The following is a 24,137-nucleotide window of genomic DNA, read 5'->3' on the forward strand; positions in this document are numbered from 1 at the left end:
TTACAACGATCATCGACCACACTCTGGACTAGGCTGGATGACGCCTGCCGAGTTCGCTCAGACCATCAACCCGCGACGTGATGCGGTGCTGCGCAGCCGAAATGGCTCCGCACCACACCCCGCCGCTACCGCCCCGAATACAGCAACCCAAAACCGCTGGAGCGAACTCAAAACTGGATAAAACTTGGGGGCAAGGTCACGACGCTTGTTCAAGATGGATCAGCCTCAACATCGCGATCGACAACCATCAACGATTCCCGTACGCGTTCGAGCGCCATCTCAACCGCTCCATCCATGCCCATAAGTGAGAAGCTACCGCTAAGATCAAAGGTACAGTGGCCATGGACGGTCGCAACCAACGAGCGCGCGAGTCGCGGCGCCATATCCGTCCTAGCGGGGGGCAATGCATTAGCGACTTCCTGGACGACGACCTCTGTGAGTTTGCCGCGCTTCATATCCTGGTGCTCCGGCATGACGAAATCATCTGGAACGTGATGCTCGTATATTGCCCGCCACAGGTTACGGTTATCCCGAGCAAAGGAAAAGTAGTTTTCAACGAGACACTGGATCCTGTCTCCCTTGCAAGCTGACAGCGCATCTCTCAATTCGTCGGCCCAGAGCTCAAATGTCTGCGTGTTTACGGCGGCGACGAAATGATCATAGGTGCCGAACACATTGTAAAGCGTACCTATAGAGTAGCCGATGCGCTTTGCGACTTCACGAGCGGAGAACCGCGCAAAGCCCACCTCGGCCATATGCTTATGCCCTTCCAAAATCAGCATCTGTGCGATTTCGGGGCGTGAATGATCAGAGCGTCTTCCCATTGAAAATTTGTACCACAGCGTCGCCATAACAACAATTGAACGCCGTTCATAATTATGTTATCGCCTTAAAAATGAGCTCGCTTTTAAAAAACTATGGACGCGCTGTGAAGTCCGTTTGGGCCACCTTTTCGGTTATCACACTCTGTGGTCCAGAAGCGTACGCAAGCGGTCAACTGCCGCAACGGGTGATCCGGGACGAAACCTTTTCCGACATCCAGCTATGCAGCAGTGTACTCTACAAAATATTCTATGCCGACGTGTCAGAGGCGGCTCAAGCAAACTTTCCAGCATTAGGAAAACGCCTGATCTTCACGAAAGGGCCGATTGCAGAAAATGCCAAGCGCATAACCTATGACGTTGAGCTTGGATGGGAGTACAGAACTGAACTTCCAGAAGTTCAGCAGGTTCGGACAAGCTACAGTTATGATAGGCGTCGTTATGTATGTGAAGGTGGCCATCTCGCTGGCACGAGTACCGAAGGTTACAGCAGTGATAGTTACGAAGATCTTTCGACGGCAAACCGCCCGAAGGAGGGCGCAAGATAATGCGTTCTAGAGCGCTAGCGAACGGCTTCAAGGCATTGTGAACAGAAACTATTGCCAGGAACGCCTTAGGGATGGCCACTTCGCTATAGGAAGCCGGGCAGCGGATGACATTGAAAAGGAATTGCCATGACACTGAGAAAACCCCTCTCCTTATCTGTAATGCTGACGCTCGGAATCGGCAGTCAGATTTCCTCTGCCAATGCAGAAGGGATCAACTGCGCCAAGGCACAAACTAAAATAGACAAAGCGGTATGCGCAGACCCTGACTTGCGGGCTCTGGATAAGCGCATCGCAACTGCGTATAGCCGATTGATCAAGGAACTTGATCCTCAAAGTGCCGAAGCGTTGAAGAAAGATCAACGATGGTTTCTTGGTGCTCGTAACAGTGATGAAGACTTGCGAGAGGGATCTGTCGACAAACAGGATCTATCCGACACGCTGCAGTTCCGCGCCAAGTTTCTTGAATCAATCATTGCCCATCCACGGCCTGGGTTCTCGGGTCGGTGGGAGAATGTCGCGGGCACTCTTAATCTGGAAGAAAGTTCTGGAAAGCGCGTGACATTCGATGGAAATGCGGCTGATCCACAAAGCCAACGCTGGGTTTGCGAGGCAGCAGGTGATGGGCCTTTGATAAATGGTAAAGCACAAATTGCGATAGACACGGACGATGGCGCCTGGACCCTTACCGCCAGCCGTGATGGCGCAACGCTTGGTGTGGAAGAGACTGCGCCCGCGAAGGAGGGAGGCGTTGGCAGCCCACCCTATTGCGGTTTTAACGGTACGTTTTCCGGGGTGTATTTTCAAACCGCCAAGTAGCGATACGCCTAGCCAGCAAAGAGTTCGATAGAAGGCAGGCTTCCCGGTGCAATGGCAACTTTTCGCCGCCGCTTTTCGTCGCCAATTCCTCAAACGCATGATCATGCCTAGGCATTTTCATTCAAAACATTGCCGGTTGGCCGATCTTAGGAGAATGACAATGAAACGACTGAACTTTCCACCTGCAGCGAACGCATTTCCCGCGCTGCTGATCGCACTCGCGTCATCCGTGATGATGACTTGCACGATCGCGCAGGCAGCTGAAGAACCTACGCTAAAGCTGCGATCAGCGCTGAGTCTCGTGCCAGAATCGGTGATGACCACCGCAGACCCAATGCCGGTGGTTTTCTTGGATATTGGAGCTCTCTCTAAAGCATCCGATGGCGCTTTAAGTGCGAAAGCGCTGGGACGAATGAGATTTGTTCAGCAGATCAGACCACTTGAGGCGCTAACGACAGATGGCGGCAAGTCTTGGACAGATAAGGCTGGCGTCCCGTTCGATGAAATTTCGTACTTTACTTCTTTCGGATCGAACGAGACAAACATCACATATTGGGGCCTGGCAAACGCAGTGGGCGCAACAAAGCTTCTCGACACGTTGAAACAGAAGAAGTTCGATGCGGTTTCTGCATCGCCGCTCATCCTTGCAAACGGTAAGCCAGGGGCGATCAACCTAGCGAACAGGGACCCCAATAATCCATGGAGTGGCCTGATGGGAAGAACGAGCGCCGTGATGGCTCTGGATTCCGTGGTCGCTCAAGCGTCAGCCCCCGAGCTCCTCACAGAGCTGAACAAAAGCAAGACGAGTGTTGAAACAAACAAGGCTGTGGCTGTGGCACTGAGCGGGCTGGATTCTTCCATCAGTGAAACGAACAGCCACATAATTCAGGCCGGCGTATTCACGCCTCTCATGGGCGTTCCGGCAGCTGATCCGGCATTTCTGCTGGACGCTAATAAAAGTTTTGCTGAGCTTTCGGCCGATCTTGAGAAGCAGTTTACTCCTGGCGAGACTGGCCTTCCAGTTTATGCAGGCGGTATTGTCGCTGATCTTGATACTGGAGGTAGTTCTACACTCGCAGTCTCCCTCGCATACGGTAGTTGCGAAGATGCCGAGAAGGCCTTATCCGCTCTTCAGAGCCGCTGGGAGGAAGGCATGGCCACGCCAGCGTCTGTCACCGTTAAGAAAGTTTACGCGGCACAAGATGGGTGCGCCGCAGTGGCGCACTTCACCACGAACGCCGGTGAGCCCGATGCCTTCACAGAGGTTTTGACAAACTACCTCCAGAGAGGCTTCAACGTGCTGCAAATAGGTCTGGCACCATAAACCGCTCATTTAAAATGGCGTGATGTTTTTGCTGCTGCTTGAGCAGTTCCTGTATACACAAAAGCCTCGCGCTGCTATGGAGCGTTTCTTGTGTAAAGAAGCGCTCCGCATGGAGATAGACATGATTTGGAGCAAAGGATTTTCCATTCGGCGATTACTGCCTCAGCGAATATCAGGCAGCCGTTTCGTGGTTCTCTGCTGCTTTCTAACCGTTTTGCTCCCGTCTCATTCTTGGTCAGAACAGACTATTCCGAACTTAGTTATTGTTGATCAGTACCCGACAGAACCCTCATCTTCCGGGGCGCAGCCAATTTCCACGGTTCCAACCACATCAGATGATATAAAAGGCATTAGGATCGAACCGAACGGCGCTTTGATAACGGGCCCGCTGAATGCGAGAAAGGTTTACATCAAGCTCGACGCGGTGGATTTACCGCGTACCTTTCACGCCATATGGGTTGGAGATCAGGCTCTGTGCTCATTGGCAAGCGAAGCGAGCAAGTCGAATGCGGAAGAAATGCCTGATGGAAGCATTTTCATGACAGAGCGGCAGTTTTTTGGTCGCCAAAAGTACGATATTCAAGCTGTTTTCGTGCCGATCCCCGACACTTTTACCCTAGACTTGCTTAATTCTGGCAAGCAGTTGGTTCTCCCTGGGGCGGACTACAGAATGGCGTCTGAAGCGTTGATAATCTTCTCAAGCCGTGGCCACCGTGATTATTTGATACTGTCTCTGATCGCTCAGGGACAGAAGCTCAATGTCCGGGGTCAGAACGGTACCGAAACCGCCGTTAGATGCAATTAGTAAACTCCCGTAAAGGAACGGCGCCTCCGTAAGCGCCGCGGCAAATCGGATACAGAAACAACGCGCTCAGAGCTTGTATGCCTTTAGAAGTGGGACGCCAATCCTCTCCGCAACCACGCTTAGGAACCTCATGGGTAGACGCCGAGCGAGAGGAAGGTGTCTGAAATAGAAAGCAGTATACTCGATTTCAGCTGTCGCGCCGCGAGAGATCTTGAATGCGGTTGCGCCGGACGACATGTTGAAGCTGAGCTCCTTCTCCGCGGCGTAGCGACTACCCGCGTGAAACCCTAACCGGTACAGACCGGCTGCTCGTTGAAGGTCGGTATTGTAGCCCATGAGCGGGACGGTTCCATGGGTACCAAGTCGGTGAAAACCTGCAAAGCTCTGAATGATACCATTTCGGTCTCTATGAACAAGGTAACGGATCATCCCGATCTGGTGGCTCATAACGATGAAGTCCGCCGTGTAGGCCGGGTTGAGACCAGAATATTTTTCAAGATATAGCATCGTATAAAGGGCTGCGATCCGCTCTGCATCCGCGTCGCCGACCGTTTCCAACTCTTCGTACCGGAGGCCGGATCCCAGCCACAGCGCCTCGTCCCGCTTGAGATCACGCCGTCGCGTCATCTGGGTTTTAATGTCGTCAGCAATGAAAATTTGTCTGCTGGGCAGAAGCACCCAGCCCTTGGCAAGGAGCCAAGCAATAAGCTGAGGGTGATGCCTTCTTGTGAGTGATCGGATCGCGAGAAAGTGTTTCGGAAAGCGCAACCGAAGTTGCTGTGTCTGCGCAGATACAAGAGAGCCGTCGATCTCGGGTAGCAGGTTCGTGGACATCATCCAGTTGTTGATGTGAACGACTGTATCGATCTTGGCGTGTGCCAGAACTCTGGCAACGCAGCCGATCACAGTCCTCAAAGCTGGCACGATCGCGGGGTTTGGAAATCTCGCAAGCTCCTCTTTTACGTAGTCCACGTAGCCGACCCAAGGCGAAGACACAAAAGTCCCCTGAGATTCGCCATCGTTGATCGTCATCGGGAGACAAGCGTCCCCCCATTGAAGACTTGTGACTCTCGTCCGCAAATTGCGAATATAGGCCGTCGAGCCCGCTTCATCAAAAGCCGAAACATAGCGTCTGACGAGCTCGTTGCGGCTCCCCTCAACCATTGTCGCCACAATGAATTTTGCCAGTGCGGACGCGGTAGATGATGGCCTTATCCGACACCGTAAGTGCTTCTGACAACGTTTTATCTACGTCGATCTTTTCGAAGGGCGGCGGCATGTCGTTCATAAAAATCCGTTCGCAAAATCTGGCACCAAGGTCGGCCACAGCCACGATGCCTTTCCAGCACTCCTCGTAGGCCTGCCAATTACTGTAGGAGCCGAAATCGGAGAGAGAAAAACCATCAAAGCTGCCGATCGCCATGTTTGGCAAGTCGACGAGGCCGCCCTCGACGATCCGCAGTCTTTCAAGCCGATCTTTCAACATCTTATAATTCTCGCGCCGTAGATGAACTGGCAAAGCCCCATCGCCATCGTGCCGGCCATTGAAGATAAGCAGTGCGAAATCACTCTCCTTGAAGAGAAATGTCCGCGCGGCTCTGCTGAAATCGGAATTGAGCCGCGCGCCCACCTCCTGCGGAGGTGGCAGGAACTCTCCTGCTGGCTCTCGCATCACCCACCGCCATATCCAATCGCGACCGATCATCTCGAGCGCGGTCTGCAATTTGCTGCTGGCGAACTTCTCTTCCCACAGACGTCCCTGTGCTTCGACATTCTCAATCCGCATCAACTGCTTGATATCGCGTCTACGCATGAGTCTTAAGAAGCGTGAGTTCCACAGCAACAACTTCTCCCACTTCCCCGCGTGCCAGACGCCCGCTCGCACCATGTTTCTCTTTCGGTCCCAGATATCACGCGCCGCGGGCGATAGTTCAGGCCGTAGCTGCTGATAGATCGACAGACGTGACTTGCTCCTTGCAACTCCGAGAAAAGACAGCAGATTGTCATAATCCAGAGAGCGGATTGCTGCGATTTTCAATTCAAGCAGCGCGTTCTGAACTGGATTGATATCGAGCGCCACCACCTCGTCGGCTGTCGATAGCAGCATATCTAGCGGACGGGTGCCGGATCCCGTTAGGCACAAGATTCTTCTGCTCCCAGCAAGCGCGCTCAGCTCGGTGTTCCCGTCTTCGTTCGCGGATGAGAAATTGAGATTTTGGAAAAATCCCATGCTTTCCGGCCTCCTTTTCAAAAACTATCACGGCGCAGTGGATCACCACCGCTTCGGCGCCATTGACGCATAACTCTCCTGAGCTTCCTGCTTGGATCTGGGACAAAGTCCGCCAGCCTTAGATCGACACGGGGAACTCCATGTCTTTGAAGCAGTAAAACCAGATGGTCGCGCGCGCGTTCACGTACTGGCAACGGGACCGATGACGGCAGGTGCAAGATCAGTTGGTTGCACGCCGTTTGCACCAGTTTGAAGTCGAGTATGCACCTGTCTGCATCGACGATGGTGTTGCGAAGAATGTCGGGCGTCAGTTCAACGAGATGCCCATCCTCGTTGCCGAGATAGAAGATATCGTCTTCTCGGCCAACGATCTCATCTACGACCTGAAGCGGCGATCCACATGAGCACCTTCGGGAGCAGAGGCGCAGCAGGTCGTTCAAACGATATCGCGCCATGATTTGGGTTTTCCTGCTGAAGTCGGAGATAATTGGCAGGCAGAGACCGCCCCCCTTCTCCTCAAAGCTGAAATGCATACAGTCCTCGGTCAAATGAAGCCTGCCATGAGCGCAGGTAACCGCCAGCAAGCCTTCGGTGGCCATGTAGATTTCCTGGAGTGGAACGCGAAATACCGTCTCTATCGGTTGCCTGTCGAAGCTCTCCAGCTTTTCGGCACAGGAAAATACCCGCCGCGGCGAAAAGCGCAGGTCCATTTCGGCGATCTGTCTGAGGATACGTGGCGGAGCGATCAAAACCGTCGGATTAAATACGTGCAAGGCTGTGCGATGATCTGCAAGAGGCTCGTTGGTGTCGAAGAAACGCAGTGTAAGAACTCGTGTGCGATCGGCACTCGTATAAAGGGGCGTATTGACTGGCAGCAAAACCGCTACACGGTCGCGGTGACGCCAGAAATCCGGCAGCGCCTTTGCTAAAACGGCGCCAAGCCAGGCAAAACGCTCTTGCTCAGAGATAACGAACAGACCTCGATTGCCACTCGTTCCAGTACTTGCACCTGCAATCAGATTTCCGATCCGGCGGCTGCCTTCGAAAGCGCTCCAGCCCTCTTCGTTGGTAACGCGAGCGACGTTATATCGGGAGAAGTCGGCCATCAGATGAGACTTTTCCATTATGGGAAGGCTCTCAAGCACAGGAACGCCGCCAGTCAGGTCTTGAAATGCCTCGACCTTTTGAATGTCGTTTCGTAACCAGCGCTCAAGTCGCCGCGCCTGCCACGCCAAAAAGTCTTCACGTCGGTTCGCAAAACGGCGGACGGATCTCACCGTGAGATAAGAGTGCAGCGCAGCAGCCAGGCTCATGTTTGCGCCTCCCCCTCTGCATCGAGGTCATAGCGATGAGAATTTATATCATGGCACAGCAGCACATCTCCGCCCCGTCGAACAAAGATGGCCACTTTCTCCGTGCTTAATCGCAACATTTCTCGATCGCATGCGACCAGGCTTGCTGCAAAGCGGGGCATCCTGTCCTCGACGATTGCCTGGGTCAACCACTGGCTATCCGTTGCGTAAAGAAACGGCTTGGGTAGTTGGGGGAAGCAAAAACCGACGTGGCCCTCGGCATGTCCTGGAAGGTCTACCACCAGAAGCGAGCCATCGTTCAGAAGATTATAGCTGCGGCCTAGTTCGTAAGGTGCCTCGACCATCGGAGCATCCTCGAAAAAGCTAAGACGCGTTTCGATATCCTCCGGCAAAAGAACGCCAAACACTCCGGATAAGGCGTTCTTGAAACTTGAACGAAGACGATAAGTTTCCCAGGCTCTTCGAGAGCAGATGATGCGTGCATTGGGAAAATCGCGCAGTCGTCCGATATGGTCTGCGTGGAAATGACTAATCAGGAGGGTCTGGACCTCTTGCCTGGTGATTCTGAGCAATGCCAGACTGCAAGATAAAGGATCATGACCAAGCGTGGACGGTCTCAAAAGGGCTCGATAGATCGAAAGGAACGGTGATGTTACGATCCCTCGGAGCGTGTCGTTATTGAAATAGCCGGTATCGATCAAACTATGACCGAGTGCCGGGTGGTGAAAATAACCGACCCGCACGCGCAGCTTGATCTTGCGCCATCGACCACCTTTAAGAACGAGCCATTCATAAACCGGCAGCAGCGATGTAGTGAAGAACCGTGGAGAAATTTCTGCCATCATATCGTCTCCCCGCCGATCCTTCTCCCAGGGAATGTCCGCGCGAAGCCTTCATCCCACGAAATCCTAGGTTTCCATTGCACATGTCGCTCGATCCTTGAGATGTCCAGGGTCTGCGAAAATGCGAAAATCCCCAAAGAATAGGCGGTGACTCGGGGCTCAGGTCGGTTCGATCCCAGGCCTGAGATGAATTCGCCGGCGCGAACCGCAGCCAGTGCGAGGAAAAGCGGCACATCCCGCCACGCTGGTTCCACACCGCTTGCCCGAGCAGCTTCGCCGACGATATGCTGGATGGGTATCACCTCGCCGCCGGAGACGTTGAAGGTTTTCCCGGTCGCAGCCTCGCGTTTCTCCACAATGGTTATGACCGCATCTACGGCATCATCGACATGGGTGATATCGGTTGCAGCGACACCCTTGCGAAATCGTGGCAAGGGGCCAGCTTTTGCCGCCCGGATCAGCCTCGGAAGCAGAGCCGTATCGCCTTGCCCGTAAAGCCCGCGAGGCCGGACGATGGTGTATGCAAGACCGCTTTCGCGGACAATTTTCTCCGCGACCGCTTTGCTACGCGCATACTCGTTGACCGGTCGCGGTAGCGCACCATCCTCCCCAACATCCCATTGGTCCTTAAAGCGGAAGTAGATTGCAGGAGTGGAAATGTGAATGACATGGCGAACACCGCAGGCCTTCGCCAGTGCGATGACCTTCTCGGTTGCCCGTACGTTGGAATGTTCAAAATCCGATTTACGTCCCCATGGCGACGACAGGCCCGCGCAATGAATAATACAATCCAGACCGCCGAGCTTTTCCGCCAGTCGAACCGGCTCCGCAGCACCAAGGTCAAATGCAAGCTTGCGTCTTTCATCTACAAGCGGAAGCGCGTCGAGGATGTTGCTGTTACGTCCGGCAGCAAAAACATCATGCCCCCTTGCTAGCAGCCCATGGACTATCGCTCCCCCGAAAAAACCCGTTGCACCCGTGACCAGACAAAGGCTCATGATCTAGATATCCATCACGAGGCCACCGAAAGAGACGCCTGCTGAAGTGCCGAGCAACAGTATTCTGTTACCTTCGCTAACAAGGCCCTGCTTAAAAGCATAATCCAACACAAAGGGGATGGATGCAGCAACCTGATTGCCAACCTTGGCAGAGATATCAATCACCTGTTCGTTTGTAAAATTGCACAATTTACACATGTGCGCGAGACCGCCCGGACTTGCTTGGTGGGCGATAACGCGATCGATCTCGTGCCTTTGTGTCCCGGCGTCATCCAAAAGCTGGTCAACGAAGGAACCAAACGCTCTTGCGGTTACACGGAAAAGCTCCTTACCATCCATCATGAACACACTGTGCTTTGAAAAAAGCTCGAATTCGTTTCGGAAATCGAAGCGTGTGCCGCCAGACGACAAGCTGCATGCGTCATAGGCTGAGGGAAGTGTAGTAAATTTTGACGCAACGATGCCCGCTCTATCACCTGCGGTCAAAACTGCTGCACCCGCGCCGTCGCCGAACAATCCCGCAACGGCAGGCGCCTCTTTCCAAGGAAGCGCACGCGAAGGAACCTCGGAGGAAACAATTAGGATCGTCCTGTACATTTCACTTTGTATCAAGCCCTGCGCAAACTGAAGGGCGACCGGGAAGCTGAGACAGGTGCTATTGACATCGGTGGCGAAGCAGGCCCCGTCATTAATTCCAAGCGCACGCTGAAGGGCTGGCGCTGTTGCCGGAATAGGTTGATACGGAACAGCATTCGCGCAGATAATCATGTCAATCTCCTGGGCTTCCACTCCAGCAGATTGTAGCGCCTTCACAGCTGCTTGCCTCCCTAACTCAATCTGATCCTCCGTGCTGCAAACGTACCGTGTCTTCACGCCGGTGGCCGATTGCAAATAGCCCGGTGCAAGGCCATGCGCTTTGTTCAGCTCATCAGATGATATAGCGAGCTTTGGCAAGGACCTTCCCGTACCAGCAAATTTCAGCCATCGCTTACTGCTACCAGACATAATCGAGTTTCTCATTCAGCACTTGTCCTGCGGCATCCAGGGGTCATTCCTGGCCGCGCTCTCCATCCGGAAGCAAGATGTCGGAACTTCATCATGTCTTAATTACCGTTCAAGAGCCGATATAGGTGCGCAACCCCCTCCGCGCTGCTGATGTCGTGATAAGTTCTCAACCAGTTTTTCTGATTTCCGCGGATTAAACGGCTTGGTTTGATTATTGCTCTTCGGTTCGATCAACCTCTAGATCCACCAACATGCGAACAAGCAGGAATCGCGCTCTCGTTTCACGGAAGAGTGTTTGTTTTCAGACAAACCTGGCTTTCGGAGGGTGATTCTCTTAGGCCTTGCCGCTATTGGCTTTTGAGATACACGGCGCGTACACCTGTTAAGTTGTTCTGCTTGTTAAATGAGAAAGTCATGACAACCGATCTCGCATCTGGATCGAGTATCGGTCTGCCCATATTACTTCTGACAACGAGCTGCTCAGGCAAGTCTATGACGATTTTTGACGATGAGACTGTCTCAAGTGCCGCTAGGACCTGAGAGCGAGTCTTCCCGATCGGAACAATCGTCCTCACTCGAGCAGATACATCGACCTGTTGAAATCCCGTTGGAACCGGAGAAGAAAAAACTTCTTGTAGAAGCTGAGACATATCCAAGTTAGTCCCAGCCTGCCATGCTTGCAAAATGGGGACAGCATCCTTAGCACGAGCGTTGCTGGACGTCGCTGCAAACGGCAGCAGAAGGGCAGCGGACAGCGAAAGCGTCCCGAGAGGTAGAATGCTCTTATTCAAATTCAATCCTCCAATCTGTCGCACCTTCAGAATCACAACTTCCCCCTACCAATATTGTCATTCAAGACAGAACTCCGCAGTCGAGCTGCGAAGGCAGCCGCGCTTACGACCAATGTTTTCAAGTGCCGCCATTAGCCCGTTTATCAACGGGATGGCTGGAACTACGTCACCTCACTCCGACTGCTCATACTGTTTTGTCGTCGTGTTGATCTTGTAATTTACAGCGTCGGCAGTGCCTAAAGTCTTTGTCTCGCCTGGGCCCGCAACCTCCGTGCCACTCAAAGTTACGCGAATGGTTGGCATTTTACTGGCTCCGCGCGTCGGCGCGACGAATGAAAGGTTCCCGGTGCTGGACACGCATGGCATCGGCAGGCCTTCCCCACAATTTGCGCTGTTCTCACCGCCTGCCGCCACGGTTCCTAGATAAGTCCAGCTCTTATAATCGCCGAGGTCGTTCTTGTTTGGATCAAAAGAGAAGATCGTGAAATTGGTGAACGTCTCCCCATTCTCAAAATCCGTTGTGGGAATTGCTAGAACGAGGTTCTTATCTGAGGTGATAAAGGTCTGTGGGCTTCGGGTATCGTCAATTTGCGGCGCCCTCATTATACCCGGAACTTCTGCGGTAGCGCGATCGCCATAGGATGAAACCCAACTAGGTTTTCCGTCGTCATTCTTCAGAACGTAAGTCAAATGACCAAAAAGTACGCCACTGTAGGAAGTACTGCCCTCTGCCGGCTCTAACACCGTGAAGCCGGTGTAGTATTGTCTACCAGATAGCGTAAAGTGATAATTGTACCAAAGGCTGACGACGTGGCCGCCGTTGTATGACGCGAGTTGTGAGGACGTCGAATCGTCGCTAACTTCCCCTTCGATTGAATCCCCATAGACTTGCCTGATTACCGATCCAGGACTGGGATCTGGAACGTCTCCAGTGTTAGATCTCGAAGCGCTGTTAGCCGTGCTCACAAGAGCAATAAGCATGACCGATCCAAATATCGGTTTTCGGAGGTATGATATCATCTTTGTTTCCAGTCATCAGGTGAACAGTGCCAGATACGAAATTAGAGCCGGACGCCGCACAATTATCATAAAATAGACAATGTTCAATATCCACTTGCAGCCGCAGATTGAAAACTGTAAGAGGTGGAAGAAATGGGATGAGCACAATTGCTTATTCGGGCACGGCAACGCCGATGCGTCGGCGGCAGGCGTGCAGGATCTAGCTTCGCCGACACAGGATGACCGAATGCGGAATACTTTCAGACGGCAGCTCCCTTCCTGGATCGCTAACACATTGCTCGCCCTCCTAATAGGTTACGCGGCCAACGCTCTAATTGGCACCACGCTTGTCGCAGTTGACGGATTCAACCCGCTGCCGAGCTTGATTGTTGAGTATGGCGGATTGGTCTCACTGTTTCTCACTTCTCTCGTATCCCTTATCTGGCTGTCGAGGATTAGCGCACCTAAAACTCGTTACGCCGACGGACTAAGGCTTGCTGGGTTACTTTTCCTCTCTGTGATCGCGCCGTTCTTGACACTTCTGATTGTTGATGGGGCAAAGCGAAACCCTGGCTCCGACGGCGTGGCGGGGGCTGTGATATTAATGACGGTCGTCGTTACGCTCTGGTATGGAGTGACTGGGGGATGTCTGCTGTTCCTGAGCCGCATCATTTCCCGTAGTCAAGCAAGGCACGACATCTAGACTTAATCCAGAACGCGAGCGGAAGTATGCGTTAAACAATCGGGAAAGATTCGAAGCGCATAATACGGATCTTCCGAGTAATTTTCGGCCTGGGAGAGTGACTTATGGGCGATTTTTCTTTGCGAGATGCCACAACGCCGTCACTGGTTGGCGACGAATGCCGTGGGCTCTAGTTGTGGAGCCTCAATAGGTTGTCTCGGTTAAGGCCGAGGCGACTGATTGGTGTTTTTGATTTTATTCCGCCATGCGGTCTATGCCAATTGTACATGCGCGTCCATTCCGGGAGATGCGTCTTTCGATGCTCTGAGGAGGGATATGATCGTGCATAGGCCCATTCGGGCAAGGCTGTCTTGATGAACCTTTCGGCCTTGCCGTTGGTTTTCGACGTATAGGGCTTTGTGCGGATATGCTCGAGACAGAGCGCCTTTCCTGCCACTCGCCGAAGAGCTGAATGATTGGCTCCAAACCGAGCGGGCAAAATTGTCGCGCAGTTCTCCCGTCTCCGAGCCGATAGATTACATGCTCAGGCGATGGGATGGCTTTACGTCATTCCTCGATGACGGCCGGATTTGCCTGACGAAAAATGCTGCCGAACGAGCGCTAAGAGGGTTTGCACTCAGCAGGGAGTCATGGCTCTTCGCCGGATCGGATCGTGGTGCTGATCGCGCCGCGTTCATGGCTACGCTCATCATGAGCGCCAAGCTCAATGACATCGACCCACAGGCCTCGCTCGCCGACGTCCTCGCCTACATTGCCGACACGCCGATCAGCAGGCTGGCGCAATTGCTGCCGCGGAACTGGAAACCGATGCAAACAGCAGCCGTTGCGGCATAGGATCAACGATGGATAACAAAGCCAACCGAGCTATCATTCGGAAAATATTGCTCACAGAATGGGACCCCATCGGGGGGTCGGACATTCCTGAAGCGCAAGACGAATATGATGCTTATGCCGATACCGTCTTTGGCATGCTGACCAATCAAACCGCATCAGTTGACGCCATCGCGCAGTATCTCTTCAAGATCGCGACCGAGCACATGGAGCTCTCATACCCAGAACTTGCAGAGCGCTGCGACAAGGCTGCCAAAGCAATCGCGGAACTTCAGTCAGGCCGCTGAAGCTGGACACCATCAGCGTCAACCGCGGTAGTCAGCGTATACTTACGGATAGGCGGGGTCGGTCAAACAGGCGGTCAACCAGGTCTCGTCGGCGATCTCGACTTCGGCATCAAGTTTCGGTAAGGGTTTCTCTGAATAGAGGTCTTTGCGCGGTACAGGACGCACGTTCCAATGATCGCCGGCCCCGCTATCATCCAAACAACTTGTATCATTCCCGTTGAACGTGCAGGAGGCCACAAGCTTGGGTTTGCCTGCAACGATGTCCACGACATAGCGGTTCTCGTACACAGAGCCAGTTGCCCAATACTCCTCGTCAGAGCAGATCCTGTTTAAATTTTGAAAATGCTGCGTTGTGAAGCACGAGTAGTAATCGTAGTTGGGTGGTAAGTAATTACAGGTGGTATCGAAGCCCGCAAAATCTCCGCCGGAAAACTTTTGTACAAAAAGCCGCTGCCTCGAAGCCGCTGCGATCAGCGTCGGAACGCCATCTTTTTCCAGAGACGAAAGGTCATCCGTACGCCCCTGAATATTATTTAGCAAAATATCATCGGGTGAATGTTGATCGGCACCCTCGTCTGTCTCTTCGGCCTCTTCACCAGCAAGCGTCTTGCTATCATCCGGAACCATCTCGAATGCCAGGCTCAGTGCTGCCTGCCAACGTTTCTGGCTCAAAGTAAGCATCGTGCGAATCTCGTCATCCGGTGCTTGTGCCAATATGGCGCTATAGGCCGATTCCATCTTCTCGTAGGCATCCATGAGCCGACGATCTGCACAGAAATGTGCAGTTGTACTATCCGTCTTATTGCTGCAGTCGATTGCTAGAGCTGGATAAGCGCTCGCAACCAAAAGTCCGATAGCGAGTAGCGCCCGTCTGCTAAATCCACTAGGCTTCAATAACAACGCAAAAGCGCGACGCTTTCCGTCGAGATCCTCACAAGACAACAAAATCATCATCCACCAAGATAATTGACCACTGTTCAATTATCTTGTAAATGGCTTCGCAGAAAATGCAATCGCGAAAGTTCTGTCACGCTCAAGTTGAACGATATCAATATCACCCAAACGATTGCGCTGGGTAGGTGCACGATCAGATGCGCGGACTATGATTTTCAAAAAGGTGAGTAGATGCTTGCAAAATTTTCTTGCCCACTGATTTTAGCCTTACTCCTGGGCTCGTTACCAGCACGCTCAGAACCACTCGTTGCCGATGCCGACAATCTCCAGAACGACGAGACTTTGGTGATCACCCTGCCCGCAGGTCCTATCGAAATTACCATGGACCAAGTTAGCGCTGCACGACTCATCATTAAAGACGGAAAAGGCCAAACCGTCACGATTGATAGCGCCTACATGCCACGCCTTCTGAAAAGCTTTCATAACAGCGCTTTGCTGGAACTCAATACGGGTGGAAATGCATGCCCAATCCTATTCGGATGGGTGACATTGGACGCGCGGGGATTGAGAGCGAGCGAAGATTTCGGGACATGCGCGGAAGACGCGAGCTACGAGGAAACGAAGGATGGCCCGGTTGTAAGTATGGATGACATTGGAGATCCCGGCCACACCGTAAGCTATCTCTACGACCCGACGTCGAACAAGCTCACTAAGATGAAAACTAGGGCGCTACACGCGCCTTAAAAGTTTTCAGGATACGCGCGCGGTGACTTAGTAAGCGGAGCTTGGCCCTGCCTCAAAAGTTTTATTTCTGTAATGTATTTTCCAAGATGCTGAGGGTTCTATCTCAGCCATGTTTCAGAGGCGAAAACTATCAAAGATTTCTGCGCCAGCGGTCGATTTCGAATTCTCAGGGCAGTAGATTTTGCCCACTAGACCAACTTTTGACTCCGCCACACAGGAAATCGCCACCCTATTTTATGCCTTCACGACATATGAGGGTGGTCGGCTGGTGTTCTCTACGAATGCAGACGCGCTAAGAACAACATTGGGGTGGTTTGATCGATCATGAACTATAAGGAAAAATTGCCTGAACCACTCCGCCCGCTATGGCATCCTCTCCTTGTGATTGTGTTTCTACTTGGATTCAGCTGGATGAATTATTCTTCCGCGGCAGTTGTCGAAATTCCACCTTCCCCCAATGAGCTTAAACAAGTCCGTTTGACTATCGACTCTGTCACAAAGTTTGAAAGCCAGTCCGCTACCCCGGGGCGCTATAAAAACTCTTATGCGCTCAAGACATTTGGTAGATCAGACGAGTGGCCTGGTTTCGTATTCGACTTTCATACTCTTGGTTACTTCGTGAAACCTCAAACGACCTACACTGTGTACGTCACAGAGGATCCACAGGAATGGATGTCAACCTATGGTAAAGCACCGACTTACACTCGGACCACCCGCGTATATGGTGTCGAGGCAGACGGAAAGATGATTACAGACCCCTTTGGCCCTTACTATAGAAACGTAGAAAGAAAAGAGCGACTTTTACTGATCGCACGGATTGCTCTAGTGCTTGCCCTGCCAGCATGTGCATTTTTCGCTTGGCGCGTAAGAAGACTTCTATCGGAACTCTAGTCTCCTGATAGTCATGGTCAATGGCCAAAGCGCGAATCTCCGAGATCAGCTCACCTCGCGTCTCCATTTTCGAGCGCTTTCTCACCGACGGCCGCATCGAGCTCGACAACAACATAGTCGAGCTTGCAATCCGGCCGCGGACAACTACGAGAAAGAACGGCCTCTTCGCCGACAGTGGAAGGACTTGGGCAACAATCGCCACTCTCCTTCAGAGAGCGAATATGAACAATGTAGATCCGCAGGCTTGGCTAACCCAGACCCTCGAGCGCATAGCCAACGGGTGGCCCCACAGCGATCTCGGTGCACTCATTCCGTGGAATTACGCGCGCTGAATGGTCTCTGCTTGCCGCTTCCGTAGCACCCCGCGGCCTTTATCGGTTGCATATTCCTTATAACCTGAAGAGATCCAATCAGGCCGCCAACGCGCCAGCGCATCCGTACCGTTGCTCTAAAGCGGACATAGGCATCCGAATTTCGCCTGCAGATGGGGAGAGCAAATGTCGAGCAACTCTATCAAGCGACTAATCTGGCAGGGGCGCGCAGCCTTTCACGGTTTAGTTCGAGGCGATAACAGTATGCCGTCGACAATCTGAGGTTTTCCACTCCAAGTCATGATCTTTGTCAGGTCGCCACCAGGTTTTGCAAATAGATCGCATCCCTGCTCTCTAATAGCATCGCGCACATCCGCGGCTTGCGTCGCACCGACTACCACGGCCTCTCGCCATGTTTTCGCCCATTCCTGATCTTGGTCAGGGAGCGTTGAGCGTGCATCTTCCAACTGTGATCGGCTAGCATTTAAAATTGCTTGGGCGTCGTCCTCGGAAAGTCTTTGACAAAGACGTCCTATTGAAACCAGCCGCAGGATACGAGCATAAGTTTTTGCTTCACTCTTGAAGATTTTGCGGTTGGCGCAAGCCTCAAGCGCCGTCAGGTTGTCCAAAGGTACACCACATTCGGCCGCCATCACCTCTAACGGATCCGTAACGGTGCTCGCACGCGTGAGAGGTGTCAACTCTTCCCTTGCAGAAGCCACGTGCGCCAAACAGGTAAGAGCGACTATTATGGTCCCGATGTATCGTACACGTCGACCTAACATTGGCTGCTTGACCCCGCATTGGTGATTGCTATTCTTCCGCAAATATCTGACTTTGCTGCTCTTGGTACTCATTCGATATTCCTTGCTGGATCAGCCAGTGGGAAAGAACGATCCGTCAGACAAACCTTGACCCAAGCCTCGTCCTCTTCAAATACCTCTGCGTCGACTTTAGGTAGCTGTTTTGAAGTGTAGAGTTCAGGATGTGACATTGGTTCCGTGTTCCACCGACCGTCGTCGCGCACACCGATGGGACATGGTGAATCCGCTCCCCATCGGAGACTGCAAGACGCGATCAGTCGCGGCTTGCCGCTCGTCACGTTGGCAACATATCGGTTCTGATCTGGGCCGGCGCTGGTCCAATGCTCTTGAACAGTACAAAGCCTATCCCTGTTCCTGTAAGTCCTTGTGGAGACGCACGAATAAGAAAAATCCACCCCCATGAACTCACAGCTTGTCTCGTAGCCGGCAAACTCGCCATTGAGATAACGCGTAAGCTCGTGCTGTTCGTTCTCAAGAGCTCTGGCGATGAGGTTCGGCGTTCCATCCTCTTCCTCCGCTGTTAAGTCGTACAAACGGGCCTTCAGCGCTGCTGCAGCAACTTCTTCCCTGTTTGTGGGATATTGGCTACCGGTCAGGATCTGAGATCGCTCTGGCGATCGCTCCAAAGCTCGGTCCAGAGCGGCCTTCCAGCGTTTCTGGCTCTCTGTAAGCATCGTGTATAGCTTCCCGTCGGGGACGTACCGAAGAGCCTTTTCGTAGGCATCTTTGACCTCGGCATCTGCGGATTGCAATTGATCATCTCCGCAGATCACCGCATCTGTGATGTCTTTATTTGCAACGCAATCAAGCGCCGTGCCCGGGGTGTAAGACGTTAGCTGTAAGAAAAATGCCCACAGAAGAAGATGGAGGTGCTTCATGGTGCTACCCTTGGAAAAAGAGACGAAAATGCGCTCACGAATAGCCACGCTTCATCGTGACAAAGCGACGACGTGACCGCTGTCTAAGAGGGTTCGTACGAGGCAACATATCCTCTAATTTTGGCTACTATTTATTGCTCGACCAGCTCGACTCTTCGGTTTTTAGCGCGGCCGCCATTATCTGCGTTGCTGGCCACTGGGGCGAAAGGGCCTAGGCCCTTAGGGGACAGGCGGTCAGGCGTAATTCTGTACTTTGTGATAAGGATCTTGACGACGCTGGCTGCTCGAGCTCCCGATAGGTCGATATTGTGCTTGAGCGAGCCCGTACTGTCTGTATGTCCGACCACATAGACCTTACGACTTGGATGATCCGCCAACATTTTTGCCATCTGCGCCAACGTTTCGTTGGACTGAGGTTTGAGGGTGGCGCTTTCCGTATCGAACTGTATCCCGTATAGCGCAATGTGTCCCATAGTCGCTAAGCCGTTACTCATAGCGTTGGCATCGATATTGACCTGATCGTTGTCCATCGGACGTCCCTCTACGATTTGTAGAAGGACGCCAGGCTGCCTACCTGAATCTTGACTTACGAGCAACACGACATCTACGGGCCCATTTGGACGATCAAGACGAGCCGTCAATGCTCGCACGTCGCCATTAGTAGCGTCGAGTAGATTTATCCTGAGATTAAATAGATCGCCCGCCATGGCTTGGTTTACTGGGTCCGCTATGGTTGCTGCGAAATTGTAGCCGCCGCAGCTTTCCGCTTCGCATTTGAATGACGATTTAAATCCGGCGTCAGCTAGCGTCTGTTCATAATTCCGGTAGACCTCCAGAGCCGACTTTCCCTCAGGTGCCGCATAGGCAATGCTTGTCACCCTGCCCTCAACGGTTTGGCTGTTAGCAAATTTGCTACTTTTTCCCTCATCATATGGCCCGAGTGGCTTTATGAGTGCGGCATAGTCCTGTTCTTGGTAGCCGATGATCACAGCTCCGCGAAAACGCGAAATTATAGGGCTGTCCTTCGCCCCCTTGACGTCCTCGCTAGGGCTATCTGCTGCAAGGACTGGCATACTAAGGCCGACGAGCAGCAATACCGCGGCGAATCTTCTAAGAATATCAATCACTCCACAATCCTTTCATTCCTCAAGAAAAATGTAGACGGAGAGCGCATTTCACCGGTTGCGAAACAAAGAAGACTTTTGTTGAAAAGTGTCGGGATCCATGCGGCACCCAAAAAGAGCCGAAGCTATTCCTGGCCGGGCAGACCCATGGAATAAGCCTCCATCTCGCGTGCGAAAATCCAGCCCTGTGGACAGCCGATGTAGCGTTGGGCTTGGTGATCCGCTTTGCACGTGACCATGACTTTCGGCGTTGGCTTAGGTAGAGGCAGACGGCAGACCTCGCCATCCCTACATTTTAGTTTGTAGTCCCAGGGTAGAGCCATGACATATTGTTCAACGTCTCCTGTCCCTGGCCCAGAAGAAGCAGTCGCAAGGATACAGACCAGTTGGTTCGCTGGCAGCTCCGCGAGAACTGTAGTGTGCGACCCAGTGGTGGCAACCGTCTTCCGGGCCCCAACGGTTTTGTTGGAGATGCGTCCGTAATAGGCATTCGTAAAGCAATCGCCATAGATCGTGACGTCGTAGAAGTCACCTGTCGACAAATCACCGGCGGTGCATTCCTGCCCTGTGGAGTCACAGTTGATAAAGGCTTTCTTCATCAAAGCTGCACGGTCCTGAGGGGACAAATCGCCATCCTCGGCATGCACTGAAGCGGCCAACATTGCCAACGTAGATAGAAAAAAAGCCAGCACTCGCGTCAAGCTATTTATCTGTTTCATTTTACTTTCCTCGTGGAACTGCGAGCAGATGGATATCAGTCAAGAGTTTTTTGGTGTTTATCCATTATGGCTTGCACAGCTTCAGCATCGATCTGCGAGAGAGGTGTGAAAGGTATGTCGTCAGGAAAACGCGCTTTTCGAATCACCACACCCATTTTGCCGGTCTTCTGACTTTCAGACGGACTCGCACTTCTGGCTTCGAACAGAAACCAGGTGTTTTTAGACTTGTCATATCTTAGTTCGAAGGTGACGTTGCTACGAGCGGCCTGGTTAACGTAAATGATTTTGCCATCGCTTACCGTGAGATTTGCACTCAAATCCGTGGCGTTACGAGCAAGGTCATTGAACAAGCAGTCGACAATCGACCCGCTTCGTTCTTTCACCACCCATTCGGACGCCGTTCGCTGCAAGATTAAGAGCTCGCACGTGTTACCATTAGCGTCCGGTTGTGAATGACGAACGACTGCTGCGGCTGCCTTATTCTCGTCGTTGCGCCCGTCCACTTTTTTAAAGGCTAGGAGCTCGTCATTAAGCTGCACTATCTCCTGTAGATCAGTTTCTGGCCCTTTTTCGGCACTCATCACATCGCCGCAACAAAGGGTGACCACAGCGACTTTAGCAAAAATCTTGGTTCTCGCCGAGATATTCATGTCAGGAAGTTGCTCCGTTCCGGTCAAGATGGGACGACCCTCACAGTCCCACGAAAGAAGTGGCCACCGTAAATGATCAGCGTTCAATTTCCGACTAGCACAAAACGGAACGCCTAGGCAATTGGCTACCGTGCCTTTCATTCAGGTGCCGCCACTCACCGCCCTTGCTGCAAACACATCGGCGCGATTACGCGGGTTGGAGAGATTATCGAAAAATTTCCAAATAGCGGCTGCTCGATAATTGTGGGAGTAACGCCATGGTTCACTACAGGCTGCGGTCTCTATCTTACGCAGGCTGGTAGAGGCAGTGGTGCTTGCCTCGATATGGTTCGCTGTGCGACGGAGTTGCACGACACGAACCCGCTTCGATCGGAAGGCCTTCATAGATAGACCTAAGATCGGGGAGCCACGGTTCCGGCATGAACTAGCCTCTAGGAATGCACGGTAAGGACGCCAAACTGCTCAATTCCAAGAGGAGCAATGTGCAGTCGATAACAAGCCAGAACCGATAAGGAGGCACTGCGAGACATCATCAGCGCGATGAACGAATGGCTGACTCTTCGGCCCATGCTGGAGGCCTATTCAGATTTCACCGCGCCAATCATTCGAAATAACGAAGTTGCGCGCGCGTTGGTCAGCCTCACCTTAGGGCACGCCCACAGCGTCACGGACTTTTCTGAACCATGGGACGCGCAAGGCAGCTCGCGGCTGCCATCTGGCAATCATGAATGTAGTTTTGCGTAATTTGTGTCAAGTGCAGCATTCAAGGCAACAACCTGGCCGGCTTCAAGGGCGGCTTCGTTAACGGAATAGCGGATAGTCTCGCTTGAGCCGTAGCTCGATCGCCGCTGCGATCGGATGTCGTTCAACCGGGGTCAGATCACGGAGTAATGCCCACGGCGCATCGATGAGAAGGTGGCCGGTGTCAAAATCGGGAAGACCATCGCGGCACCGGAGCGCCTGGACCGCCAATAGCTCGCCGGGAAAAAGCCGATCAATATCGCGATCGAATTCGTAGAGTTTGGAGCCGTTGCTGTGTTTGCTTCGGCTGATGTCAAAGTCCGCCGCGTCCCGCATCACCTTGGCAAAAGTTGCCTCGTCCGCCGATCGCGAGTGATCCAATACGGCCTGGTACTGTACAATCAACCGCTTTTGCGGCTTGAAATCCGTCGCGATGCCGAACGCATCAGAAAACAGAAAGCAAAGAAATGCATCATTGGTCTCCTGAGCGATCCTGCGCGATTCTGCAGACCGATTGACGCGCTGATATTTCTCCGCCATTTCCAAAAATCGTCTGGCACAGACACTTGCCTCATCCCACCAAGACACCATGGTTGGACCGACAGCTTTCATGCTGTCCCAAAATTGCGTGGGCCAATTTCCAAGGTCCGGATGCATTTCGCTATGCATGCCATTCCACCGCACTGGCACTGCACACAGGGCGACGGTCCATTGCAGGAAGCGCGTCAGTCCGTTATGTTGGCGCGGAAATACGCGTCACAGGCGGCAACATTAAAGTAATGCCCAAGACGATCTAGGCTTAGCCCCACCTTTGGGTCAAGCGGTCCCGGCCTCATCAAACTGATTTCGATGGTCGCCGCGTAGCGGTCACAGTCGCCGGTTTTACGCGTATGCTCGATCCAATCCGTGCATTCCTTCTTGAGCGTCTTCAGCGAGGGATGGAAACGACATGACCGACGCGTTAGTGGACCGTTGCGGAAAAGTCAATATTGTGACGCCGCCACTGCGACTTTCGCTTGCATTATGGCACCCATCGTTGTCTTTGCCCTGTCTTATGGCGTGCCCCAATAGTCCATTGACGGATAACCCTGCCAAGTCATTTTTTTAGCGGTTGGATAGGCTCGACGAGGCGGACGCCAACCGCGCTAATAGAACGTGGCTCAAGTTGTAAGGCGGGCAGACGAGACCGTAATAGTGGCGCCTGCCCTTAGGTGACATGCGCTTGAAGAGAAATAAACCGGCAACCTGTAATTCTAAAGACTTAGGCGGACCAGGGATTGATAGCTAATAATCAGGCTGCTTCAAATGGGCTTGTATCCCGCGTTGCGACCGCGAGATAGTTTCTGCAGCCGTAGCAGCAATGTATCCATCAGCCTTCCCGATCGCCTTCCCAGATGTTCGCCTGCTGGCCATCAGGTCCGCGTAGAAACGCAAGGTGCCCGCGTTGAAGGGCAGAATGCGCCCGTCGAAAATTGGTAGAACTTCACCTTCAAGGCGATCGTGGAGAATTGTCTGACGCTTCCCCGATGGCATTGAGGCAATCCCGAAACGAAGTTCGGCAATTGTAATCGCAGAAATGAATAGCGTTTCGATGGCCTGTGCATCCAACCAAGTCAGCACAGCAATATCAGGAGCTGGCTTCCAAGGCTCAGATATTACATTAGTGTCTAGCAAGATCATTCGAAAGTCATCGATACTGCAGGGGTCCTGTCGCGCTGTTGTTGCAGCGCTTTGACATCATTGTTTGACATTTCGGCGTCCCGGCCAATGGCCGCGAGAAGTGAGCCCAGTTTCACGCGTCCAGAAGGACGAACAGCGGCGTCAAGAATGTCACGAATTTCGGCCTCGGTACTACGACCGTGGTAAGCTGCTCTTGCGCGTAATGCCCGATGAGTTTCATCAGAAAGGTTTCGTATGGTCACCGCCGGCATTCGTCCGAACCTACATATATTTCGTCGTGATATCATTAACACAGAAATGATAGCATTTTCAGGTCTTACCATGAGCCGGAAATTGGAGATTGTGCCCGCTCTTTCGCCTTGATGCAA

The 24,137-nt window shown here is 52.7% G+C and carries 25 protein-coding genes and 5 pseudogenes; 11 read left to right on the plus strand and 19 right to left on the minus strand.

The window, feature by feature from the left end; genetic code table 11:
* Positions 1-181: pseudogene (locus ACQZ5M_RS13255) on the plus strand (IS3 family transposase); the annotation flags it as partial.
* Between the two features lie 28 nt (positions 182-209).
* On the opposite strand, the gene ACQZ5M_RS13260 reads toward ACQZ5M_RS13255, so the two are convergent.
* On the minus strand, positions 210-851 hold the full coding sequence (locus ACQZ5M_RS13260; protein WP_296081942.1) for a TetR/AcrR family transcriptional regulator: 642 nt from the start codon (positions 849-851) through the stop codon (positions 210-212).
* Between the two features lie 8 nt (positions 852-859).
* On the opposite strand from ACQZ5M_RS13260, the gene ACQZ5M_RS13265 reads away from it, so the two are divergent.
* The 4 genes from ACQZ5M_RS13265 (at position 860) to ACQZ5M_RS13280 (ending at position 4,314) form a co-directional block, all read left to right on the plus strand.
* The gene (locus tag ACQZ5M_RS13265; RefSeq protein ID WP_449079963.1) at positions 860-1,369 is read left to right on the plus strand and encodes a hypothetical protein; all 510 of its coding nucleotides are present in this window, start codon (positions 860-862) and stop codon (positions 1,367-1,369) included.
* A gap of 126 nt (positions 1,370-1,495) precedes the next feature.
* On the plus strand, positions 1,496-2,185 hold the full coding sequence (locus ACQZ5M_RS13270; protein ID WP_449079964.1) for a lysozyme inhibitor LprI family protein: 690 nt from the start codon (positions 1,496-1,498) through the stop codon (positions 2,183-2,185).
* A gap of 160 nt (positions 2,186-2,345) precedes the next feature.
* The gene (locus ACQZ5M_RS13275; RefSeq protein ID WP_449079965.1) at positions 2,346-3,509 is read left to right on the plus strand and encodes a hypothetical protein; all 1,164 of its coding nucleotides are present in this window, start codon (positions 2,346-2,348) and stop codon (positions 3,507-3,509) included.
* A 22-nt stretch (positions 3,510-3,531) separates the two neighbouring features.
* The gene (locus ACQZ5M_RS13280) at positions 3,532-4,314 is read left to right on the plus strand and encodes a hypothetical protein (RefSeq protein WP_449079966.1); all 783 of its coding nucleotides are present in this window, start codon (positions 3,532-3,534) and stop codon (positions 4,312-4,314) included.
* A 66-nt stretch (positions 4,315-4,380) separates the two neighbouring features.
* On the opposite strand, the gene ACQZ5M_RS13285 is transcribed toward ACQZ5M_RS13280, so the two are convergent.
* The 8 genes from ACQZ5M_RS13285 to ACQZ5M_RS13320 form a co-directional block, all read right to left on the minus strand.
* Positions 4,381-5,310, minus strand: a complete 930-nt coding sequence (locus ACQZ5M_RS13285) for a hypothetical protein (protein ID WP_449079967.1) — start codon at positions 5,308-5,310, stop codon at positions 4,381-4,383.
* 160 nt (positions 5,311-5,470) lie between these two features.
* Complete coding sequence (locus ACQZ5M_RS13290) at positions 5,471-6,544, minus strand: DUF3419 family protein (RefSeq protein WP_296081960.1); 1,074 nt, start codon at positions 6,542-6,544, stop codon at positions 5,471-5,473.
* A gap of 17 nt (positions 6,545-6,561) precedes the next feature.
* Positions 6,562-7,857, minus strand: a complete 1,296-nt coding sequence (locus tag ACQZ5M_RS13295; protein ID WP_296081963.1) for a F390 synthetase-related protein — start codon at positions 7,855-7,857, stop codon at positions 6,562-6,564.
* Entirely contained in the window at positions 7,854-8,699 is an 846-nt protein-coding gene (locus tag ACQZ5M_RS13300; RefSeq protein ID WP_296081966.1) for an MBL fold metallo-hydrolase, read from the minus strand. The genes ACQZ5M_RS13295 and ACQZ5M_RS13300 overlap by 4 nt, the downstream gene beginning before the upstream one ends.
* Positions 8,699-9,697: an NAD-dependent epimerase/dehydratase family protein gene (locus tag ACQZ5M_RS13305; RefSeq protein WP_296081970.1), complete on the minus strand. Its 999-nt coding sequence runs from the start codon at positions 9,695-9,697 to the stop codon at positions 8,699-8,701. The genes ACQZ5M_RS13300 and ACQZ5M_RS13305 overlap by 1 nt, the downstream gene beginning before the upstream one ends.
* Before the next feature lie 3 nt (positions 9,698-9,700).
* Positions 9,701-10,717 carry a 3-oxoacyl-ACP synthase III family protein gene (locus tag ACQZ5M_RS13310; RefSeq protein WP_296081973.1) on the minus strand — a complete coding sequence of 339 codons (1,017 nt, stop codon included), beginning with the start codon at positions 10,715-10,717 and terminating at the stop codon, positions 9,701-9,703.
* 332 nt (positions 10,718-11,049) lie between these two features.
* Positions 11,050-11,352 (minus strand): DUF6393 family protein, encoded by a 303-nt coding sequence (locus ACQZ5M_RS13315; RefSeq protein WP_449080138.1) that lies wholly within the window; start codon positions 11,350-11,352, stop codon positions 11,050-11,052.
* 312 nt (positions 11,353-11,664) lie between these two features.
* Positions 11,665-12,474, minus strand: a complete 810-nt coding sequence (locus ACQZ5M_RS13320; protein WP_449079968.1) for a hypothetical protein — start codon at positions 12,472-12,474, stop codon at positions 11,665-11,667.
* Between the two features lie 118 nt (positions 12,475-12,592).
* Between ACQZ5M_RS13320 and ACQZ5M_RS13325 the strand changes: the two genes are divergently transcribed.
* Positions 12,593-13,195 carry a hypothetical protein gene (locus ACQZ5M_RS13325; protein WP_449079969.1) on the plus strand — a complete coding sequence of 201 codons (603 nt, stop codon included), beginning with the start codon at positions 12,593-12,595 and terminating at the stop codon, positions 13,193-13,195.
* A 169-nt stretch (positions 13,196-13,364) separates the two neighbouring features.
* On the opposite strand, the pseudogene ACQZ5M_RS13330 reads toward ACQZ5M_RS13325, so the two are convergent.
* Positions 13,365-13,628, minus strand: a pseudogene (locus ACQZ5M_RS13330) (integrase core domain-containing protein); the annotation flags it as partial.
* On the opposite strand from ACQZ5M_RS13330, the pseudogene ACQZ5M_RS13335 reads away from it, so the two are divergent.
* Both ACQZ5M_RS13335 and ACQZ5M_RS13340 read left to right on the plus strand, forming a co-directional pair.
* A pseudogene (locus ACQZ5M_RS13335) lies at positions 13,628-14,029 on the plus strand (IS66 family transposase); the annotation flags it as partial. The pseudogenes ACQZ5M_RS13330 and ACQZ5M_RS13335 sit on opposite strands and share 1 nt — an antisense overlap.
* Positions 14,030-14,037: 8 nt before the next feature.
* Positions 14,038-14,313: a hypothetical protein gene (locus tag ACQZ5M_RS13340; RefSeq protein WP_449079970.1), complete on the plus strand. Its 276-nt coding sequence runs from the start codon at positions 14,038-14,040 to the stop codon at positions 14,311-14,313.
* 42 nt (positions 14,314-14,355) lie between these two features.
* Here the strand turns inward: ACQZ5M_RS13340 and ACQZ5M_RS13345 are convergent, their stop codons facing one another.
* The gene (locus ACQZ5M_RS13345) at positions 14,356-15,069 is read right to left on the minus strand and encodes a lysozyme inhibitor LprI family protein (RefSeq protein WP_449079971.1); all 714 of its coding nucleotides are present in this window, start codon (positions 15,067-15,069) and stop codon (positions 14,356-14,358) included.
* 369 nt (positions 15,070-15,438) lie between these two features.
* On the opposite strand from ACQZ5M_RS13345, the gene ACQZ5M_RS13350 reads away from it, so the two are divergent.
* From ACQZ5M_RS13350 to ACQZ5M_RS13360, 3 genes and pseudogenes are all read left to right on the plus strand, one after another.
* Positions 15,439-15,951, plus strand: a complete 513-nt coding sequence (locus ACQZ5M_RS13350) for a hypothetical protein (protein WP_296081989.1) — start codon at positions 15,439-15,441, stop codon at positions 15,949-15,951.
* Positions 15,952-16,275: 324 nt separating this feature from the next.
* Positions 16,276-16,842 (plus strand): hypothetical protein, encoded by a 567-nt coding sequence (locus ACQZ5M_RS13355; protein ID WP_449079972.1) that lies wholly within the window; start codon positions 16,276-16,278, stop codon positions 16,840-16,842.
* A 56-nt stretch (positions 16,843-16,898) separates the two neighbouring features.
* A pseudogene (locus ACQZ5M_RS13360) lies at positions 16,899-17,174 on the plus strand (transposase domain-containing protein); the annotation flags it as partial.
* A 215-nt stretch (positions 17,175-17,389) separates the two neighbouring features.
* Here ACQZ5M_RS13360 and ACQZ5M_RS13365 read toward each other — a convergent pair.
* The 8 genes and pseudogenes from ACQZ5M_RS13365 to ACQZ5M_RS13400 all read right to left on the minus strand — a co-directional run bounded on the left by ACQZ5M_RS13365 (position 17,390) and on the right by ACQZ5M_RS13400 (position 24,020).
* Positions 17,390-18,010 (minus strand): hypothetical protein, encoded by a 621-nt coding sequence (locus ACQZ5M_RS13365; protein ID WP_449079973.1) that lies wholly within the window; start codon positions 18,008-18,010, stop codon positions 17,390-17,392.
* Complete coding sequence (locus tag ACQZ5M_RS13370; protein ID WP_449079974.1) at positions 18,007-18,903, minus strand: lysozyme inhibitor LprI family protein; 897 nt, start codon at positions 18,901-18,903, stop codon at positions 18,007-18,009. Before ACQZ5M_RS13370 ends, ACQZ5M_RS13365 begins: the two co-directional genes overlap by 4 nt.
* Before the next feature lie 83 nt (positions 18,904-18,986).
* Complete coding sequence (locus tag ACQZ5M_RS13375; RefSeq protein ID WP_449079975.1) at positions 18,987-19,982, minus strand: DUF4892 domain-containing protein; 996 nt, start codon at positions 19,980-19,982, stop codon at positions 18,987-18,989.
* 122 nt (positions 19,983-20,104) lie between these two features.
* On the minus strand, positions 20,105-20,698 hold the full coding sequence (locus ACQZ5M_RS13380; protein WP_449079976.1) for a hypothetical protein: 594 nt from the start codon (positions 20,696-20,698) through the stop codon (positions 20,105-20,107).
* Between the two features lie 35 nt (positions 20,699-20,733).
* On the minus strand, positions 20,734-21,375 hold the full coding sequence (locus tag ACQZ5M_RS13385) for a hypothetical protein (protein WP_449079977.1): 642 nt from the start codon (positions 21,373-21,375) through the stop codon (positions 20,734-20,736).
* Positions 21,376-22,149: 774 nt separating this feature from the next.
* Positions 22,150-22,758: a hypothetical protein gene (locus ACQZ5M_RS13390; protein WP_449079978.1), complete on the minus strand. Its 609-nt coding sequence runs from the start codon at positions 22,756-22,758 to the stop codon at positions 22,150-22,152.
* 622 nt (positions 22,759-23,380) lie between these two features.
* A pseudogene (locus ACQZ5M_RS13395) lies at positions 23,381-23,769 on the minus strand (PIN domain-containing protein).
* The gene (locus ACQZ5M_RS13400; protein WP_449079979.1) at positions 23,766-24,020 is read right to left on the minus strand and encodes a FitA-like ribbon-helix-helix domain-containing protein; all 255 of its coding nucleotides are present in this window, start codon (positions 24,018-24,020) and stop codon (positions 23,766-23,768) included. Before ACQZ5M_RS13400 ends, ACQZ5M_RS13395 begins: the two are co-directional and overlap by 4 nt.
* Positions 24,021-24,137: the final 117 nt, after the last annotated feature.

Source organism: Rhizobium sp. 22-785-1 (assembly GCF_053521965.1).